General features: G+C 51.7%; 19 protein-coding genes. 8 read left to right on the forward strand and 11 right to left on the reverse strand.

Annotated elements, in window-relative coordinates; genetic code table 11:
* Positions 1-219 precede the first annotated feature (219 nt).
* Positions 220-2133 (reverse strand): tRNA uridine-5-carboxymethylaminomethyl(34) synthesis enzyme MnmG, encoded by a 1914-nt coding sequence (gene mnmG / locus ACTS3T_RS11200; RefSeq protein WP_377963492.1) that lies wholly within the window; start codon positions 2131-2133, stop codon positions 220-222.
* Between the two features lie 158 nt (positions 2134-2291).
* Here mnmG and ACTS3T_RS11205 point away from each other — a divergent pair, with 158 nt between their 5' ends.
* The 3 genes from ACTS3T_RS11205 to ACTS3T_RS11215 all read left to right on the forward strand — a co-directional run bounded on the left by ACTS3T_RS11205 (position 2292) and on the right by ACTS3T_RS11215 (position 5852).
* Positions 2292-2726, forward strand: a complete 435-nt coding sequence (locus tag ACTS3T_RS11205) for a hypothetical protein (protein WP_377963491.1) — start codon at positions 2292-2294, stop codon at positions 2724-2726.
* A 120-nt stretch (positions 2727-2846) separates the two neighbouring features.
* Entirely contained in the window at positions 2847-4358 is a 1512-nt protein-coding gene (locus ACTS3T_RS11210; RefSeq protein WP_377963489.1) for an ATP-binding protein, read from the forward strand.
* Positions 4359-4445: 87 nt separating this feature from the next.
* The gene (locus ACTS3T_RS11215) at positions 4446-5852 is read left to right on the forward strand and encodes a hypothetical protein (protein ID WP_377963487.1); all 1407 of its coding nucleotides are present in this window, start codon (positions 4446-4448) and stop codon (positions 5850-5852) included.
* A gap of 15 nt (positions 5853-5867) precedes the next feature.
* Here the strand turns inward: ACTS3T_RS11215 and trpS are convergent, their stop codons facing one another.
* Positions 5868-6878, reverse strand: coding sequence for a tryptophan--tRNA ligase (gene trpS / locus ACTS3T_RS11220; protein ID WP_377963485.1), 1011 nt, complete (start codon positions 6876-6878; stop codon positions 5868-5870).
* A 303-nt stretch (positions 6879-7181) separates the two neighbouring features.
* On the opposite strand from trpS, the gene ACTS3T_RS11225 reads away from it, so the two are divergent.
* Positions 7182-7484: a hypothetical protein gene (locus ACTS3T_RS11225; RefSeq protein ID WP_377963483.1), complete on the forward strand. Its 303-nt coding sequence runs from the start codon at positions 7182-7184 to the stop codon at positions 7482-7484.
* 11 nt (positions 7485-7495) lie between these two features.
* On the forward strand, positions 7496-7987 hold the full coding sequence (locus ACTS3T_RS11230; protein WP_377963481.1) for a hypothetical protein: 492 nt from the start codon (positions 7496-7498) through the stop codon (positions 7985-7987).
* Here the strand turns inward: ACTS3T_RS11230 and ACTS3T_RS11235 are convergent.
* Genes ACTS3T_RS11235 through ACTS3T_RS11265 form a run of 7 tightly spaced genes read right to left on the reverse strand, consistent with a single transcriptional unit; the run spans position 7962 to position 11887 of the window.
* Positions 7962-8624 carry a Na(+)/H(+) antiporter subunit B gene (locus tag ACTS3T_RS11235; RefSeq protein WP_377963479.1) on the reverse strand — a complete coding sequence of 221 codons (663 nt, stop codon included), beginning with the start codon at positions 8622-8624 and terminating at the stop codon, positions 7962-7964. The two genes, ACTS3T_RS11230 and ACTS3T_RS11235, sit on opposite strands and share 26 nt — an antisense overlap.
* Entirely contained in the window at positions 8621-9211 is a 591-nt protein-coding gene (locus tag ACTS3T_RS11240; protein ID WP_377963477.1) for a DUF4040 domain-containing protein, read from the reverse strand. The genes ACTS3T_RS11235 and ACTS3T_RS11240 overlap by 4 nt, the downstream gene beginning before the upstream one ends.
* A complete protein-coding gene (locus tag ACTS3T_RS11245) occupies positions 9201-9482 on the reverse strand; it encodes a monovalent cation/H(+) antiporter subunit G (RefSeq protein WP_377963475.1) in 282 nt (93 codons plus the stop codon). The genes ACTS3T_RS11240 and ACTS3T_RS11245 overlap by 11 nt, the downstream gene beginning before the upstream one ends.
* The gene (locus ACTS3T_RS11250) at positions 9479-9730 is read right to left on the reverse strand and encodes a hypothetical protein (RefSeq protein ID WP_377963473.1); all 252 of its coding nucleotides are present in this window, start codon (positions 9728-9730) and stop codon (positions 9479-9481) included. Before ACTS3T_RS11250 ends, ACTS3T_RS11245 begins: the two co-directional genes overlap by 4 nt.
* Positions 9730-10125 (reverse strand): Na+/H+ antiporter subunit E, encoded by a 396-nt coding sequence (locus ACTS3T_RS11255; protein ID WP_377963471.1) that lies wholly within the window; start codon positions 10123-10125, stop codon positions 9730-9732. The genes ACTS3T_RS11250 and ACTS3T_RS11255 overlap by 1 nt, the downstream gene beginning before the upstream one ends.
* Positions 10122-11555, reverse strand: a complete 1434-nt coding sequence (locus ACTS3T_RS11260; protein ID WP_377963469.1) for a cation:proton antiporter — start codon at positions 11553-11555, stop codon at positions 10122-10124. Before ACTS3T_RS11260 ends, ACTS3T_RS11255 begins: the two co-directional genes overlap by 4 nt.
* On the reverse strand, positions 11552-11887 hold the full coding sequence (locus ACTS3T_RS11265) for a cation:proton antiporter subunit C (RefSeq protein ID WP_377963467.1): 336 nt from the start codon (positions 11885-11887) through the stop codon (positions 11552-11554). Before ACTS3T_RS11265 ends, ACTS3T_RS11260 begins: the two co-directional genes overlap by 4 nt.
* Positions 11888-12486: 599 nt before the next feature.
* Between ACTS3T_RS11265 and ACTS3T_RS11270 the strand changes: the two genes are divergently transcribed.
* Positions 12487-14307: a mechanosensitive ion channel family protein gene (locus ACTS3T_RS11270; RefSeq protein WP_462934974.1), complete on the forward strand. Its 1821-nt coding sequence runs from the start codon at positions 12487-12489 to the stop codon at positions 14305-14307.
* Here the strand turns inward: ACTS3T_RS11270 and ACTS3T_RS11275 are convergent.
* The gene (locus tag ACTS3T_RS11275) at positions 14270-14980 is read right to left on the reverse strand and encodes a phosphoribosyltransferase (protein WP_377963463.1); all 711 of its coding nucleotides are present in this window, start codon (positions 14978-14980) and stop codon (positions 14270-14272) included. The two genes, ACTS3T_RS11270 and ACTS3T_RS11275, sit on opposite strands and share 38 nt — an antisense overlap.
* 147 nt (positions 14981-15127) lie before the next feature.
* Between ACTS3T_RS11275 and ACTS3T_RS11280 the strand changes: the two genes are divergently transcribed.
* Both ACTS3T_RS11280 and ACTS3T_RS11285 read left to right on the forward strand, forming a co-directional pair.
* Positions 15128-15961, forward strand: coding sequence for an aldo/keto reductase (locus tag ACTS3T_RS11280; protein WP_377963461.1), 834 nt, complete (start codon positions 15128-15130; stop codon positions 15959-15961).
* Positions 15962-16111: 150 nt separating this feature from the next.
* On the forward strand, positions 16112-16687 hold the full coding sequence (locus tag ACTS3T_RS11285; protein WP_377963459.1) for a TMEM175 family protein: 576 nt from the start codon (positions 16112-16114) through the stop codon (positions 16685-16687).
* Between the two features lie 7 nt (positions 16688-16694).
* On the opposite strand, the gene lepB is transcribed toward ACTS3T_RS11285, so the two are convergent.
* On the reverse strand, positions 16695-17237 hold the full coding sequence (gene lepB / locus ACTS3T_RS11290) for a signal peptidase I (protein WP_377963457.1): 543 nt from the start codon (positions 17235-17237) through the stop codon (positions 16695-16697).
* Between the last annotated feature and the right edge of the window lie 235 nt (positions 17238-17472).

A 17472-nucleotide genomic window follows, 5' to 3' on the forward strand; every position in this document is an offset into this window, starting at 1 on the left:
TACTAGGCAAAGTATTTTGGAAGAGGCTTGAGTACACACGTCTAGATTGACAGCTAAAGTCAGAAGGCTAAAGCCAAAGGGCAGCAGGAAAGCTTTTCTGTCGGCAGCTTTCAGCAATCCAATTGCAGTGTCTTTACTTCTTTAGCTGCAGCTATTTTTTTAGGTTCAACTTAGGTCAAAGCCTTGGCTAAGCAAAAGAATAAACAGCTAACTTGTAACCTAAACGGAGACTTTGTTGTCTGTTGAGGTTGTCAGCCGCGACTGAATTTCTAAATGCACCAGCAGCGCATTGACATCTGCCGGATTAACGCCGCCAATTCGCGCAGCTTGGCCGACAGTGAGCGGCTTGACTTGAGATAGCTTTTCTCGCGCTTCTTTTGAGAGCGTTTCGATCGCGTGGTAGTTCAAATCATCCGGTAGCTTGCGGTGAGTTTGCTTAGAGATCTGGTCAATCTGGTTTTGCTGACGTTGAATATAGCCAGCGTATTTAATATCAATCTCTGCGCCTTCTTTTTCCGCCCGTTCTAAGTCTGCATAGCCCAAGCCATATTGCTCTAAATGGGCATAGTGAAACCCAGGCCGACGCAGCAGGTCAGCCAGGGTAATTGAGCCTTTAATGCGTTGCTGCGTATCAGCCGCAATTTGCTGGCCGACGGGGTCTTGTTCTTTTACCCGAGTCGCTTCTAGACGGGCTTTTTCGGCAGCAATGTGGGCTTGCTTGCGAGTAAAAAGATCCCAGCGGCGATCGCTAATTAAGCCCAGTTCTCGGCCTAGCGGCGTGAGTCGCTGGTCGGCATTGTCTGATCGCAGTAACAAGCGATATTCAGAACGAGAGGTCAACATGCGGTAGGGTTCGCGCAAGTCTTTGGTACAGAGATCGTCAATCAGCGTACCTAGATAGCTTTGCTCACGCGGGAAAACCATCATTTCCTGGTCGCGGACAAAGCGCACCGCATTAATGCCAGCCACAATTCCCTGGGCGGCGGCTTCTTCATAGCCAGTAGTGCCGTTAATTTGCCCTGCACAAAACAGCCCCGCCACCTTCTTAGTCATCAACGTAGGAAAACACTGGGTCGCAGGCAAATAGTCATACTCCACCGCGTAGGCAGGCCGCAGCATGGCGCAGTGTTCTAAACCGGGCAGCGATCGCAGCATTTGCAACTGCAACCCCTCCGGTAGCCCTGTCGAAAAGCCTTGAATATATAGCTCTGGGATAGTGCGTCCCTCTGGTTCGATAAAAATCTGGTGGCTTTCTTTGTCAGCAAAGCGGACGATTTTATCTTCAATGCTGGGGCAATAGCGTGGCCCTTTGGCATCCACCCAGCCACCGTACACAGGAGACAAATGCAGATTTTCTCGAATCAGGCGATGGGTTTCAGCCGTGGTGCGCGTTAGGTGACAGGGAACTTGCTCTTGCTCTACCCAAACCTCCGGGTCAAAGCTAAACCAGCGAACGTCTTCGTCTCCCGGTTGCACTTCTAACTGGCTGTAATCCACCGATCGCTTATCGACGCGGGCTGGGGTTCCGGTTTTTAAGCGTCCAGTTTCAAACCCCAGGCGCTTTAGGGTATCGGTCAGTCCCACAGCGGCAAATTCGCCCGCTCGTCCGGCAGGCATCGACTTGTTGCCCACCCAGATAATGCCGCCTAAAAACGTCCCGGTGGTGAGAATAACCGTTTTGCAGCGAAAAGCTACGCCAAAGTAAGTTTCAACCCCAATGACCTCGTCATTTGCCCCCAGCACCAGGTCAGTCACCATGCTTTCGCGGATAGTCAAATTTGGCTGATTTTCGACTATCTCCTTCATCACAGCGGCGTATTCGCGTTTGTCAGTCTGGGCTCGCAATGCCCAAACGGCTGGCCCACGCGAATGATTGAGAATGCGTTTTTGCAAATAGGTGCGATCGGCCATTTTGCCAATTTCGCCACCTAAAGCATCGACTTCATGGGTAAGCTGGGATTTAGCTGGCCCACCTACAGCCGGATTACACGGCTGCCAAGCAATTTTGTCTAAATTGAGGGTTAGCAGCAGGGTGCGACACCCCATGCGAGCCGCCGCCAACGCCGCTTCACAGCCTGCATGGCCAGCCCCCACTACGACGACTTCAAATTCATCAATAAAATCTACAGCCATTATCCCAGCCATTCAGGCGCGTCAATTCCCTATTGTAACGACCTGTTGCCCTTGTCCACCCCTAAAACTGTCTGTTAAACATTCCGGAAATCAGCTCGTTTTGTCTTAATAGTTACCAAGGGGGTAGCTATCATCGAACCACCACTTATTACGCAGTCATGCCTCAAAACAGCAGTTGGATTTCAGCGTTAGACGATGCGGCGATCGCTGCACTGGGCCAGTCTCTCAGAAAGATTGACCCCAGTTACCTTAAAGTCAGCCCATCGCCTGACACCCAACGAGTTTGGTATCAAGGTAAAGAAAGCTACTTTGATGTCATGGCCGAACGGCAAAACGGCCAGATTAGCTGGTTTCAATTTACGCTGCGGGGCAAATCGCTGATTTGGGATCGCAAGCATGGACGGCTACGGACAGGTTTGACCAACGAGCTAGATGTACCGCCCGATGTGGCTTACTATGCCGCTAGCAAAACGATCAAAGATGATGCTCGACTCAATCAAGCGTTTGTTGACCTGGTTAAAGCGATTCTAAAAACCCGTCCAGACGAATGCTTATTACAAGAAATTTTGAGCTTGCTTGAGCCAAAAGTTTAAACGGCGATCGCGGCCAGCGAGTCAGTGACACGGTATACAGATGGGTAAACTGAGAGCACGCAGCTAGCCAAATGCAAAGCTGGTTTAGTCACTCTGATTTGTGAGTATTCGTATCGACCTATGGTTGGGGTAGCCCTCACAAGCCTGTTGATTTTAGGCGGCGGCGGTGTTTTGTTTCTGTCGATTTTAGAAACAAGGCATGTGGTAAAGCTCGTAGCCAAGCAGCCTTCTCGCCAAACTTGGCAGGTGCTGCGATGGCTGATGATTTTCTTTTTGTGTGGCTATCTCGGCGTCCTGGGCTTGCTGCTGTTGGGGCATCAGGCGCTTTTACTCCCTTTAACCGGGGCAATTTTTTTCTTTGGGGCGCTGTTTGTGTATCTGGTTGTCAAAAGCAGTCTGACGACTATGCGGCAACTGTTAGCCGCCAGACTCGATGCTTTAGAACTCCAGCAAGCTAAAGAAACAGCCGAGGCGATCGCTCAGGTTAAATCCGACTTTCTGGCTATGGTAAGCCATGAAATTCGCACCCCTATGAACGGGGTCATTGGCATGACCAGCCTGCTGCGACGCACCTCTTTAACCGACGAACAACGCGACTGCGTTGAAACCATTCGCCTGAGTGGAGATTCGTTACTCACCATCATTAACGACATCTTAGATTTTTCTAAAGTTGAATCTGGCAAGCTAGATTTAGAAATTCAGCCGTTTTCTCTGCCCCTGTGTGTGGCTGAAGCCATCGATCTAGTAACAGCTAAAGCCCAGGCCAAAGGGTTAACGTTAACCGCTGATATCGCCGCCGCCGTCCCGCCCCATCTTCAGGGCGATATTACCCGGCTGCGTCAGGTGCTGGTGAACCTCTTGAGTAATGCCATTAAGTTTACCGAGCAAGGAGAAATTGCGGTTGAGGTTCAAAGTCAGGGATGCAATCAGCTGTTGTTTAAGGTAAAAGATAGCGGCATTGGTATCCCGCGCGATCAGCAAGCTTGTCTGTTTGAACCTTTTTTTCAGGTTGACTCTTCTTCTACCCGTAAGTTTGAGGGGACTGGGTTAGGACTCGCTATTTGCAAGCAGTTGGTCAATTTAATGGCAGGGCAAATCTGGGTTGAAAGTGCGGTGGGGCAGGGAACCACCGTTTTTTTTACTATTACAGCTCAACCTGCGATCGCCGCAGATCTGGCGGCTGAACCAACAAAACTCATTACCCAACCCTGGCTTCAGGCTAATGGCGATCGCCCTTTGATTAAAATCTTGCTGGCAGAAGACAGCGTCGTCAACCAAAAGGTGGCTGTCCGTGTTTTTGAGCAAATGGGCTATGGCATCGACACGGTCGCCAATGGTCTTGAGGTGCTAGCGGCTATTCAGCAACAGGTTTACGATTTTATTTTTATGGATGTGCGTATGCCTGAAATGGACGGCATCGAAGCGACTCAGCGGCTGCGGCAAATGCCCCTGGCGCGATCGCCTATTGTGATTGCAATGACAGCGAGCGCTATGCAAGGCGATCGCGAAAAATGCTTGGCCGCAGGGATGAACGACTATATTGCCAAACCCATTCGCCTAGAAACCGTGCAGGCTACGATCAATCGCTGGTTGCCGCCTTCATCGCTTTCTAGCTCAGAACAAACTGCCTGACTTTTTTAAGAATGCTTTAGTTTTCACGATTTCTTCTCGATTGTCGGCTATTTCCTAAAGCATCCCTGCATTCTTTGGGTTGCGCGTATGGAAGCTCTAAAAAAACTGGTTCGCCTGGGTCTGACGGCGCTGCAATGGCTGTTTGCCCTCATCAGCGGTGGTCTCTTTTTTACCAGCCTGTTGGCCGGATCTATCGTCGCCGCCATTGTGGCTTTGTTCGCCTTTGGGGTTGTGTTTCCCCCTTTGCAAAGGCACATTGAAGCCAAGCTACCCGTTTTGCGACCTCGGGTTTTGAAGCTGCTGATTGCCTGGGCGTTGCTGATTGCGCATGTTTTGGTTTCACCGCCAGCGGCGATCGCTGATATTTGCCAAACTCCAGCAGCGGGTCGCTGTCCTACCCCCGAAACCACGCTCAACGCCGATGAAGTGACAACGGCTTATTTAGTTGCCCGGTTCCCCAAATCAGCCAAGGCGACAACTGCTAATTTAGAACTCAGCTACAAAGCCAGCGATGAGGCCGCTGAAGCAGCCGTCTACTCTACCAGCCAACCCATAGACCCCGCTCAACCCAATACGGTGCAGTTTGAGCTGCCGCTATCAACTTTGCCGATTGGAAGCTATACAGCCGCGATCGCCCTGGGAGAAACCACTATTCATCGCCGCTTTGACCTCACAGGCAATCCCCCCCGTCTCAACAAAGTGGCCTTTTGCGGCGTCTTAGAAGCTGGGGTTTGCAGCGGTAACTATACCCTGTATCTGGCAGACTCGTTTCCAGCCATCTATGTAAACGCCGAGCCGCAGCATTTTCGGGCAGAAACCGCAATCGAAATTAAACTCAACTACACCCCTGAACCCGGCAAAACCACGCTGCTCAACACCGTTTCCGGTACCGTCAAACCGGGCGACACAGCCTTTGCCGCCGAAATTCCGCTGCCAGCGCTGGCGGTGGGCACTTACGCCGTTAGCCTGTCTTCCCCCGCCAAAGACTTTTTAGCCCAAACGCAAACCTTCACCGTTTGGCATAGCAAAGACGCGCTAGACGCCAGAGCTGACGGAACCCTTGCCGACTCCACCACTCAAATTTCTGGCCTCAAACTGTGTGAGCAGACCCTCACCCCTGAAGAACTGGCACAGCTCGAAGCCAACGCCGACAGTAACGAAGTTCAAGAAATTGGCGATGGCGATCGCTGTGCCCTCGACACGAGCACCTTCGCCAGCGGCACACCAACTATTGCGGCTGATGTCACTATTGGCAGCGGCATCGCCCGCACCGATGGCCCACTCGATCTCACCTTTGTCTGGCACTATGTGCAGGGGCCGGGGGGAGGCCGTCAACCGCTGATCACCAAAACGGTTCCAATTGAGCCAGACTTGAGCAGTTTTACGTATTCGCTAACCTACGATGGCGGCTATATCCCCGGCACCTACGAAGTGATTGCCTTTCTAGAAACCAACGACGCTCAGCCTTTAAGACGAGAGTTTGTTGTTGAGTAAGGCGTTGGCTTTAGCCTAAAGCGGTTTGGAGTAGCCCAGCGCGTCTTTAACTTTGGTAAGGGTGTGCTGGGCGATCGCTTCTGCCTTTTCGCGTCCCTGGCGCAGAGTTGCTTCTAGATAGCCGCGATCGGCCATTAGTTCGTGATAGCGGTCTTGAATAGGCTTGAGGGCGGCGACAACCGTATCAGCCAGCAAGGGCTTAAACTGACCCCAACCCATCTCAGCGCACTCAGCCGCAACCGCCGCTTTAGTCTGGTTCGACAGCAGCGTATATAGCCCCAGCAGGTTGTGGCACTCTGGCCGCTCTGGGTCGTCAAATACCAGCCCGCGCATGGGGTCAGTTTTAGCCCGTTTAATCTTTTTGGTCAGCAAATCAGGCGGATCAAGCAAATCAATTCGGCTCATTTCTGACGGATCAGATTTAGACATCTTTTTGGTGCCATCGGTCAGACTCATCACCCGCGCCCCCTCGGTTCGAATCATCGGTTCTGGAATCTTCAAAATGGGGGCGGCTTCGCTGCCAAACTGGTAGTTTAGCCGCGCCGCGATATCGCGGGTTAGCTCCAAATGCTGCTTTTGGTCTTCGCCGACAGGTACTAAATCTGGCTCGTACAGCAAAATATCCGCTGCCTGCAAAACGGGATAGTCTAGCAAGCCAATGCTGACATTTTCGCCTTGCTTGAGCGCTTTTTCTTTGAACTGAATCATCCGCTCTAGCCAGTTTAGCGGCGTAATGCAGTTAAACAGCCAAGCCAGTTCGCTATGGGCTGAAATGTGAGACTGCACAAAGATAGTAGCCTGCTGCGGATCAATGCCACAGGCAATGTAGGTAGCAGCCACCTGATAGGTGTTTTCGGCTAGCTTTTGCGGGTCGTGGGGCACAGTAATAGCGTGCAGATCAGCCATGAATAGAAAGCTATCGTAGGTCTGCTGTAGCTCCACCCAGTTACGGATTGCGCCCAAATAGTTGCCGAGGTGAAGCTGCCCTGTCGGTTGAATGCCGGAGAGGATGCGCTGTTTACCCATAACGGTTTAGTCCAGTAGCCTGTGTACGCTTATTTAGAGTTGTGTAAAGTTAGCCAGCCGATGACGGGGTGAGCGTGGGGGTTAAGTCAGTGATTAGAAAAAGTAATTGGGTAGATTGCCGCATACTGAAAGCTTTGTTGGACAAGGCATTTCAGCTTTGAATGGGTAATATCACTACTCGTTTTGTTCAAATGTGACTTGGCGCGATCGCCCAAATCGCTGTATAAACTCTGTGAAGATTCTATAAGACTTTGCCACCGCTTAAAATCTGTTTTTTGTTGTCACGCGTTTAGGATACGACTTATGACCAAAGCTACTCTTCAGGCTCCCACAGAAACCCTCAAAGAAGCGATCGCGCTAGCGAAAGACCCTGACAATAGCCAGCAGGCGCAAGCCCAGTTTCAAGCTATTTGCCAGCAGCTTGCCGCCAGTGAATCTGAAGCCGCCGATTTGCTACAAATGCTGTGGAAAGAATACGTAGCCACTCAGCGGTCAGCAACTTTTTGGCAAGAAATGTGTCAGGTTGAAAAGCATTTGTCAGAGCGCATTAGCGAAAACCATATTCAGCTTAAGCAAAACTATTTGCGGCTGATGCGCGAACAATAATTTTTGCAGCTTTGCAGAAACAGCGTCCGTGGTTCTGGAAAATTGCGGCTCTGCAACAAGGGCCGAACTATTACTTTAGCGCCACGTTTGCCCCCCACCAGGCTCAAATGCTGGCTGAGCAGGTTCGTCAGCATCTGCCTGCTGGCTTTGTTTATTACCCAGAGGGGGGGCACTCCCAACCGGACAAGCTATACGCCAGCTATTTAGATCAGGCCACTTACAACCACCTGATGGCGCTGCAACAAGGAGCCAAGCCGAGCAATCTCTGGTTTACAGGCACTATCGAAGTACAAGATCACAACCTTTATATCTGCAACGCTTTGGCTGGCAGAGAATACGGTGAAACGGATTTGATTCAGGCGATCGCGCGATCGCCTGAATTGATCTGGCAGCAGTGGCAGGTTAGCTATGGTGGCGAAGGCTACGCAGATGGCGTCGCTGCGGCAGGCACCCGCGCGGCAGAACTGCTGGCCTACCTTAGAGCAGCCCCCGATAGCGAATAAAAATTAGAATAACCGCCCACGACCCCAGCGCCACCTTGAGCGCCACCAAAATATTCAGCAGGGGAATTACCCCGCCGCTCAGCAGCGCTCCCAGTTCACCAGAAGGCAGTTCTAACCCCAAAAGCGTTAGTACCGCCAGCCCAATAAAAACCAGAACTGAAACTTTTTCCCAAACGGCTGCCTGCCAGCGCTGGTAAACCGCCTGCATCCATTCTGACGATGAGGTAATAGCTACCAGGCCAATGGCCGTGCCACCAGCAACCCCAGCGGCAAAGCCCCCACCCGGACTGAGATGTCCGCGAATCGCTAGCTCAATGCTCACCAGCGAGGCAATCGTCGCGCCTAAACGCGCCAGGACAATCGAAGGGTGGTCGCTAAACTGATGAATTTTGCTCGATGGCTTTTCGTTTGCCAGTAAAAACCGTACGCCCGTTACGGCAATGGTAAAAACCACCACTTCAAAAATGGTGTCATAAAGCCGATTTCTAAAAATAATGCCTGACACCGCATTGGGAATGCCGCTGTCTTGCACCACCGCAGCAACGGCAGAGAAGTCGGCGGTCGCCGCCGCCGGATGCGGCAGCAGCAACATTTTGGCATACAGCGCTATCCCTGCCGCTAGGTAAATCCATCTCATGGCGTTTTCTCAGCTGAGGTCGTCTCAACGTAGGTAAGGCTGGTGGCCGATGAAGCCAATTCGCTTTCTAAAATGTCGTATAAACGGCGAATGCGAACCGTGGTGTGGTAGGGCTTGACTGCTAAGGCGATCGCAGATTCTGTCGCTGTCTGCGGTGTCGTCTGCGTACAGACGGCATGAACCTCTTGTTCGGCCAGAGCCGTTTGTAACGCTTGCTGATCGGGGTAGGTGACCAGTTCTAGCCGCAGGTGATATTGGCTCAACAGCGTCCTGAGCCGCTCTAGCAGCGAGTCAAAATAGGCTGGAGCCGCGTGAGGGGCAGTTGTTTCAGCCGGACTCAACACACCGAGCCGCATCACCAGCGATGAACGCACGGCCACGGCATAAAGCGTAATCGCCAGCAGCGTTCCCACAAGTGCCTCCGTTAAAGCCACATCGGCAGCCCCTAACACGGCATACACCAGCGCCGCCACCGCCCCCAAAATGCCACGAATCACCAGCGCATGATAGGGGTTGACCTGGGTAACCAGCATACTGGCGGTCAGCGGCAGCAAAGCCACAATGATGTAGAGATAGCTATCGGCCATAGCGCCCTCCGCTACTAGAGCAATAAGCCAGCACATAGCCCAATACCGTATTCCAGATGGCTAAAGAAATGAGCGCCAGCAGCAGCAGCGGCCACTCGCGAGGAATTTTGAGCAATAGCCCCAAAATAATGCTCATTGAGCCTAACGTATCGGCAACCGAAAGGCTGTGGAGTTTGAAAAGCACCGAGCGATCGCCCAGTAACGGCCAAGTTCCCCAAAACCAAAAAATCAGACCTATGCCGATACAGGCATAGCTAAGCGTGTTAATCATAGTTCGTTCAGGCGCTTGAGAACGTGAGCCAGTAGCATGAGGGCGGCGTTACCCACGCTGAGAATAATCACCCCCACCACCCCAATCATCCAGTCATCGCGAAACACCGATACCACCAAAATCATGATTGAGGTTTTGGTGGCAATACTGGCAAAAGCCAGCATTTTTTGCCAAATATCATCATCTTGCCAAGCTTCATAGATAGGGATGAGCAGCGCCCCAATCATGGCGATCAAAATCAGGTTCATTAAGGTTTTGGTGACCTCCCCGGTTGAATGCGATGCACCTCGTACCAGCCGTCTTCGTGATATTTCAGCACGATGGTTTTAGGCGTAAACGTAATCAAAAAAATGTCTAAAAAAATCAGACCCGGTGTGCGCTGGGGCTTAACTCGCTCCATCGTGATGGCTTCCCGCCGATGAGGCCGCAAGATGATTTCAACAGCCTCTTGATAGGCTTGGGGAATAGCCACCAGCGTTTCTGCTAAAGCGCGTAGCCAATCTCTAAAAGCGCCAGGGGCGGTATAGCTGCGCGGCAGCAAAAGGGCAACAGCTACGCCAATGACAATGTTGGCACCGCTGAGATCAGCCGTCAGTAAAAACCAGATAGCCAACCGCAAAATCACATTTAGGTAGCCAATCATGCCAGCACCAGCCAAAACAACCCAACCCCGATCAAACTCATCACCCCAATGAGGTGATCAAATTGCTCTAGCAGCCGTGGCAGCTTGAACGCCACTCGCCGAAATAGCAAAAAGTAAGCCAGCCAGCCCAAACCAATCGTCGCCAGCGGTTTGATCACGTTCGTTAGTGAGTAGGCATCGTAATAAACGACGTTGGCAACAACCAACCCGCCCAACAGCACAGCCATCGCCAGCCAAAACCCCGCCTTACCCCACTGACCCGGCTTTGACACAAACGGCAGAAAGATAAACTTGGCAAACGAAATGGCCGTCCCCCAGGCTGCTACATTCATGCCAATCACCTGCCAGGGCACCAAATTTTTCATCGTTAGCACCTTAGCCCCAAACCCCGACAACAGCGGAAACCCTGAGATAGAAAAGCTGGCAATAACCAGCGCTACCCAGATAGGCGTTGGCATGGGTTGGTGGTGCAAATCTTTAAAGCTGCGGCTAGGCAACGCACCCGCAATTAGAAACAGCGCCGCCTTGACCAAGCCGTGGGTCAGGGCATAAAAACCACCTACCTCAGGTGCCGCCAAAATAAAGCCCAGTTGAGAAATGGTATGAAACGCCAGCATTCGCTTGGTGTCTTTTTCAAACACGGCATAGCCCACCCCCAGCAAAGCGGTGCCAACGCCAAACATACGCACTAGCGGGTCGAGGGTTTCAAACAGCAAGGCACAACGCACCAGCGGCAAAACGCCTGCTTTAACCACGACGCCTGAGAGCAGGGCTGAAACGGGTGTTTCTGATTCGGAGTGGGTTAACGGTAGCCACAACCCAGAGACAAAGATGCCGCCTTTAGCCAGCAGTCCTAAAAAAATGAGGGCGATCGCTTCGGGGGGAGCATTTTCTAAGCCAGCAAAAGCAAAGGAGTGATTCGCCTGATAGACCAGAGCCGCCCCCACCAGGTAAAACAACATGGCCGTATTGCTAACAAAGAGATAGCGCAACCCTACCCAGATAGCGCGATCGCTGCGGGGGTAAGCCATTAACAAAAAGGCGGTAATGCTAATTACCTCCAAAGCCACATACAAACTAATAAAGTCGGCACAAATAAACGTGGCGTTGACGCTGCCATGCAGCAAAATGGCCTGCATATAGAAGAAAGCCGAGCGATCGCTGTGCCAGCAGTAGAACACAACTGCCGCTGTCACCAAAGCATTGGTCAAAATAAAAAAGCCGCTGAGGGCATCCACCGTTAGGGTGACGCCAAAATGATCGAGCAGTTGCAGACTCAAGGGCGATCGCTGAGCAAAAATCAATCCAGCATAGCCAGCCGAAACCAACGCTACGCCCAAAGCTAAAAACTGAGCCAGTCGCGGTAGCAAATAGATGCTAAAGCCAATCAAAAAGGGCAGCGCCACCCAAACAATCGTCAGATAACTCATGGCGTATTGCTCTGTTCAATTTGACTGGTTTCTAATGTGGGATTGTTGCGAGCCAGCTTCATGACACCAACCAGCATTAAAGCTTGAATCGAAAAGCCAATGACAATAGCCGTCAAAATCACCGCCTGCGGCACCGGGTCGGCATAAGCACCCGTTTGGGTGGCCACTACGATGGGCGTTACCCGGCCTGAGTGAGCCGCTATCAGCACGTAGTACGCAATCACGCCAGTACTCATCACATCCATCGCCAGAATTTTCATCATCAAATTTTGCTTAAAGATGATGCCGAAAAAACCACACAAGATAGTCGCAAAGAGACAGGCTTCTAACACAGCAACAACGAAGGGCTAAAGGGCAGCAGCGCGATCGCTTGGGATCTAGTTTAATAGATAAAGCTAAATGATTACTTATTTAATCATAGTGTTTTGACAATAATTAATTTGATTTTGTTATGGCAGCCTGGGCAGCCTAAGGCATTCAGCTCAGCAGTCGATTTCTAGCCCATCTGCCAGGGTCAACTGAGCCAGGTTTATAGCTCATCGCTGCGCCTCGTTTTGGCTTTACCCCTGCCTCAAAAAGAAGCCATTAGATAGACGCCACTACCCAATTCTTTAAGTAAGGTAAACGCTGGAGATTAACCTAAGTGAAGAGAAGGGATAGTGCAGAAGCGTTGCGGCAGTTGGAAGTTTTGAAGCTGGCAAAAGAAAGTGTTTAGCCAAGGCGATTGAGTCTTGTATAGCTACAGAAGGCTAAAGGCAGAACAAAGGCTTTTCTGTCAGCGGCTTGCAGCTATTTGAATGGCTCAGCCGAGTGGCTCCGGCTATCGGTGGCCGTTTGCTAAGCTACAATCATCTTTTTGCAAGCATAAATACTTACCAAAACTGCCATTTGTCTGATAACACGTAGAGTTCTCACAGGGTGATAGATTGATATGGCCTTTTTACCCAATCTCTCTCCAAAGAAGCGTTGTCGTTTTCGTCGCCGCCGCTGGTTGGCAGCGGTATTAGGGCTTTTTTGTGCCGCCTTAGTGCTGCTGCCCACCCCTTCGCTGGCGCTGCCTGAAGCTTTTAGCCGCCTGCTCGCTGGGGGGGCAACGCCTCAGTCGATTGAGAATCTTTTGCCCGCTAGTTTGCAGGAGTTGATTGCTTTTAGCAGCAATCTCAGTTCGGCTCCTGTGCAGTTAGATGGCCGCACCATTTTTTATGTGGCTGCACCCGCTGAAGGCGATAACGCCGATAGTGACGTGATCTCAGCTAGTCGCCGCTCGTGGGAGATTGAACAGCGGTTGCAAGAATTTGCCCGTCAGAACTACGACGCTGAGAGCTTAAGCGTTACTTCTAGCGTAGAAGAGAGCAGCAACCAACCCATCATCTATGTCAACGGCAATTTTTTGATGACGGTGACGGCTGCTGATGCGCAGTTGCGCGGCTTGCAAGATTTAACCATTCGGGCTGAAGAAATCGAGCGGCTGCTGCGCAATGCGCTGATTCGCTTTAAGCGAGAACGTCAGCCAGAGTTTTTGCGTCAGCAACTATCTATTCTTCTGGTTGGCTGGCTGGTGACTATTTTGGTGAGTTTGGCGATCGCCAGTTTGCAGCACGCTCTAGCCCGTCGTCGCCGTCGGTGTGATACGGCCATTAGCGCTATTGATAGTGCTCCCGCTTCTGGGTCGTCGGCAGAAAGTTCGACCGCCCTTAGAGAACAAATGCACCGTCGCCAGCAGCTCAATATTTTAGATGTGCAGCGGCGGCTGCTGGGGTTTAGCCAGATTGCTTTGTGGATCAGTGCTTTTGTCGTCGCTTTGGGGCTGTTTCCCTATACGCGCTGGCTCCAGCCTATTTTGCTAGATATTTTGAAGCTGCCGCTTAAGCTGGTGGTGTTAGTGGTCGGTTTGTATAGCTTGATTCGCCTGGGCAATGTGCTGGTCGATCGCTTTTGTATTGCGCTGCAAGATCGGGCTAACTGGGTACCTGAGCGATCGCAGCGGCTCTCGTTGCGGCTGTCTACTTTTTCGCAAATTGCCAAAAGCATTATGGCCTCTGCCCTAATTGCCATTGGCGTTTTAATTGCACTGTCGCTAGTGGGGGTTAGAATTGCGCCGCTGCTGGCCGGGGCTGGAATTGTCGGTTTGGCGATTTCGTTTGCCTCACAAAGCTTGATTAAAGACATCATCAACGGCTTTTTAATTGCTTTAGAAGACCAGTACGGCGTTGGCGACGTGGTGGTTATTGGCGATGTCTCTGGCTTTGTGGAAACGATGAATCTGCGGATTACCCAATTGCGCAACGAAGAAGGCCGCTTAATTACCCTGCCCAATGGTCAAATCACAATCGTGCAAAACCTCTCAAAAGAGTGGTCGCGCGTGGATGTAACCATTTCGGTGGGGCCGAATACCGATTTAGACCATGCGATCGCAGTAATTGAGCATGTGGCGACAGAAATGAGCCAGGATGGTCGCTGGCAACCGTTGATTTTGGAGCCGCCTTCCATGTTAGGGGTTGACCGCCTAGATCACTTTGGGGCGGCTGTGCGGGTGTGGATTAAAACCCTGCCGCTAAAGCAGTGGGATGTCGCGCGTGAATATCGCCGCCGACTGAAGATAGCTTTTGACAAAGCCAATATCCCCATCGGCATGCCCCATCAGTTTCTCCAGATCAATACGCCAGAGGTCATTAGTGATCACCTCAGTGCGGCTAAAAATTCGGCAGACAGCCCTACCAACGGCTCGTCCCCTGTGGGTCAACCCCATTGAACGACGTTGCCGCTGACAAAGCCAACAGTGAGCTAGAGGCTTTGGCCAAAAGCTGCTTGACCTCATCGTCGCTGGTCTGGGAAAAATCTTCGTACCACAAGCTAATGGAGTAGAGGTTTTCTGGCAGTTGCAAACACACCAGCTGATCGACGACTTGTTCGATCAAAGCAGCCGTTGAAGCCGGAGCCACAGGCACCGCCACGACAATACGAGCCGGAGCCTGCTGTTTGAGCGCGGCGATCGCCGCGCTCAGCGTTGATCCAGTGGCAATGCCGTCGTCAATCAAAATAACGGTGCGATCGCGCAAGCAGGGCGAAGGGCGCTGCCCCCGATAGCAGCGATCGCGCCGCTGGAGTTCTTGTTCTTCTTGCTGGGTCACTTGCGCAATTGCCTGCGGCGACACGTTCAGGCTTGCAATAATGTCTGAATTAAGAACGCGAATGTCAGGACGGGCGATCGCGCCCATTGCCAGTTCAGCATGGTTAGGAACGCCCAATTTGCGCACCAGGCAGAGGTCAAGCGGTACCTGCAAAACGGTTGCCACCTCGTAAGCCACAGGCACCCCTCCTCGTGGCAGCGCCAGCACAATCACATCAGGGCGTTTAGCGTAAGAAAGTAATTTTTGGGCTAGCTGTCGGCCAGCGTCAGTCCGGTTGTGAAAACGCGCTTTCATGGCGATCACCCCCTTTATTCTTAGCTTATCGCGTTCTCCCCAAAGCAGCAGTGCCGCGATCGCCTTGCCCCAATAACCTCTCTAGAGAGATGTCCTTTAGCCCCGATTTTGTCACGATAAAAGGGTTGCCGCCTTGGAGCCTACCTTATGCGATCGTTTCGTTTACCCTCTGGAGATCAGCTACCTGTGCTGGGAATGGGCACCTGGAAGATGGGGGAATCTAGCCGATCGCGCTCAGCCGAAGTTAAAGCGCTGCGCCACGGGCTAGATTTGGGCATTAGCCTAATTGATACGGCTGAAATGTATGGCGAAGGCGAAGCTGAAACGGTGATTGCCGAGGCGATCGCGGGGCGACGCTCAGAAGTCTTTCTAGTCAGCAAAGTGTATCCTCACAATGCCAGCTACTCAGCGGCAATCGCGGCCTGCGATCGCAGCCTAAAGCGCCTTCAGACTGACTATTTAGACTTGTACCTGTTGCACTGGCGCGGGGCAGCGCCGTTGTCAGAAACATTAGCAGCTTTTGAAGCGCTGCAGCAGGCAGGCAAAATTCGCAATTATGGAGTCAGCAATTTTGATATTGACGACATGAAAGAAGCCCTGGATCTGCCCGCAGGCGAGGCGATCGCCACCAATCAGGTGCTCTACAACCTGTCGCGGCGCGGCATTGAGTGGGACTTGTTGCCTTGGTGTCGGCAACAGCACATGCCGGTAATGGCTTATTCTCCTATTGAACAAGGCCGACTGTTGCCACAGCGTTCTTTGCAGACGATCGCTAAGCAAAAGGGCATTACGGCGGCTCAAGTGGCGATCGCCTGGTTGCTGCACCAAGAAAATGTCGTCGTCATTCCCAAAGCTAGCAGCCTAAAGCACGTAGAAGAAAACCTAGCCGCCCTTGATGTGCAGCTCAGCCCGGAAGATTTGCAGATGTTAGATCAAGCTTTTCCGGCTCCCACTCGCCCCGTTGCCCTCCAAATGCTTTAAAGGCCAGGTAGAAGCCGCCCATCGCTATAAAACCGTTATAGTTTCGTCATCTGGTCGTCATAGGAACGCTATAAAGTCTTGCTCAATGCCGTTTGGCAAGACCTGATTGCAGTTGTTGAAGCTGGCTCTTAGCGCCATCGCCAAGTTCCTATGAAGCGAGACAAACTGGGGCTAGACCGGATCATTTTTTTTAGTGATGCGGTATTTGCTATTGCCATCACGCTGTTGTCCCTCGACCTGAGATTGCCAGCCAATACCCAACAAGACAGTGTTGGCTATGATTTAATCCGGCTGCTGCCTGAATACCAAAGCTATGCCACCAGCTTTATCGTCATTGGTTTGTATTGGATTAGCCATCACCACTATTTTCGCTTTATCCGCCGCTATGACTATCTTTTCGTAGCCATCAACATTGGCCTGCTTATGTGCATTGCGGCGCTGCCCTTTGCCACTTCCGTATTAGATACCTACAGCAATCATCGCAGTGCGGTTGCCTTTTATGCACTGTGTATGATGCTCACAGGGCTGATGAAAACCTGGCTGTGGCACTATGCGACTCAAAATTTTCGCCTAGTGCATCGCCGCCTTTCGGTGCAGCGCATTCGGCTTTTGACACAAAGGGCGTTAATTCCGCCGTTGGTGTTTGCCGCTTCTATTGGCTTGGCGATGCTCAGTCCGGCGTTGGCAAAGCTGAGCTGGGGGGCGATCGCTTTAGTCTTTTTTTAATCAAGTTTTAGTCTAGTTCACCCAGGCGATTGGGCGGCCAAAAGCGAAAGACAGCTTGGCCGATTAAATGATCTTTGGGCACAAACCCCCAATAGTGAGAATCAAAGCTTTCGTTGCGGTTGTCGCCCAGCACCAAATACTGATCGGCAGGCACAATCACGGGGCCGTATTGATAGTCGGGCTTAGCGGCAATGTAAGATTCTTGCTGAGGCTCATCGTTGATATAAACCAGGCCATCTTTAACTTCAACGCGATCGCCAGGTAGGCCAATTAAGCGTTTGATAAAAGCCCCATCTTCGTGCAAAACCTCAGGGGGATGAAAGACGACAATATCGCCGCGATGGGGTGAGCTAAAGTCGTACCTGAGTTTGTCGATAATTAGGCGATCGTTAATTTCTAAAGTTGGCAGCATGGAGCCAGAAGGAATGTAGCGGGCTTCGGCAATAAAGGTTCGAATGCCAAAAGCAAGTAACAAGCTGAGGCCCAAAGTCTCAAGGGTTTCGCGGAAAACGTGTTTAGCAGAAGCAGGACGTGAACTTGAGTCGGACATAGCGCAGCGTACCCAACAGAAAAAGGTTCAACCAAATTGGCCGTTGTGTCTACTCTAACTAGCCGCTATGTCAGATGCGTGTCAAATCTATGAAAAGTTTCGGGCGATCGGGCGATCGCCCGTTTGGCTTGCCTATGGCGCTGTTAACTCAAACGACAACGTTTGGTCAGAATCACCATGACTTCGTTAGGCCGTCCGGTAGAAAGCGGGCGGCTCCAGTCGTTGGGTTCGGCAT

It is taken from the genome of Almyronema sp., assembly GCF_052168255.1.
Lineage (GTDB): Bacteria > Cyanobacteriota > Cyanobacteriia > Phormidesmidales > Phormidesmidaceae > Sphaerothrix > Sphaerothrix epifaneia.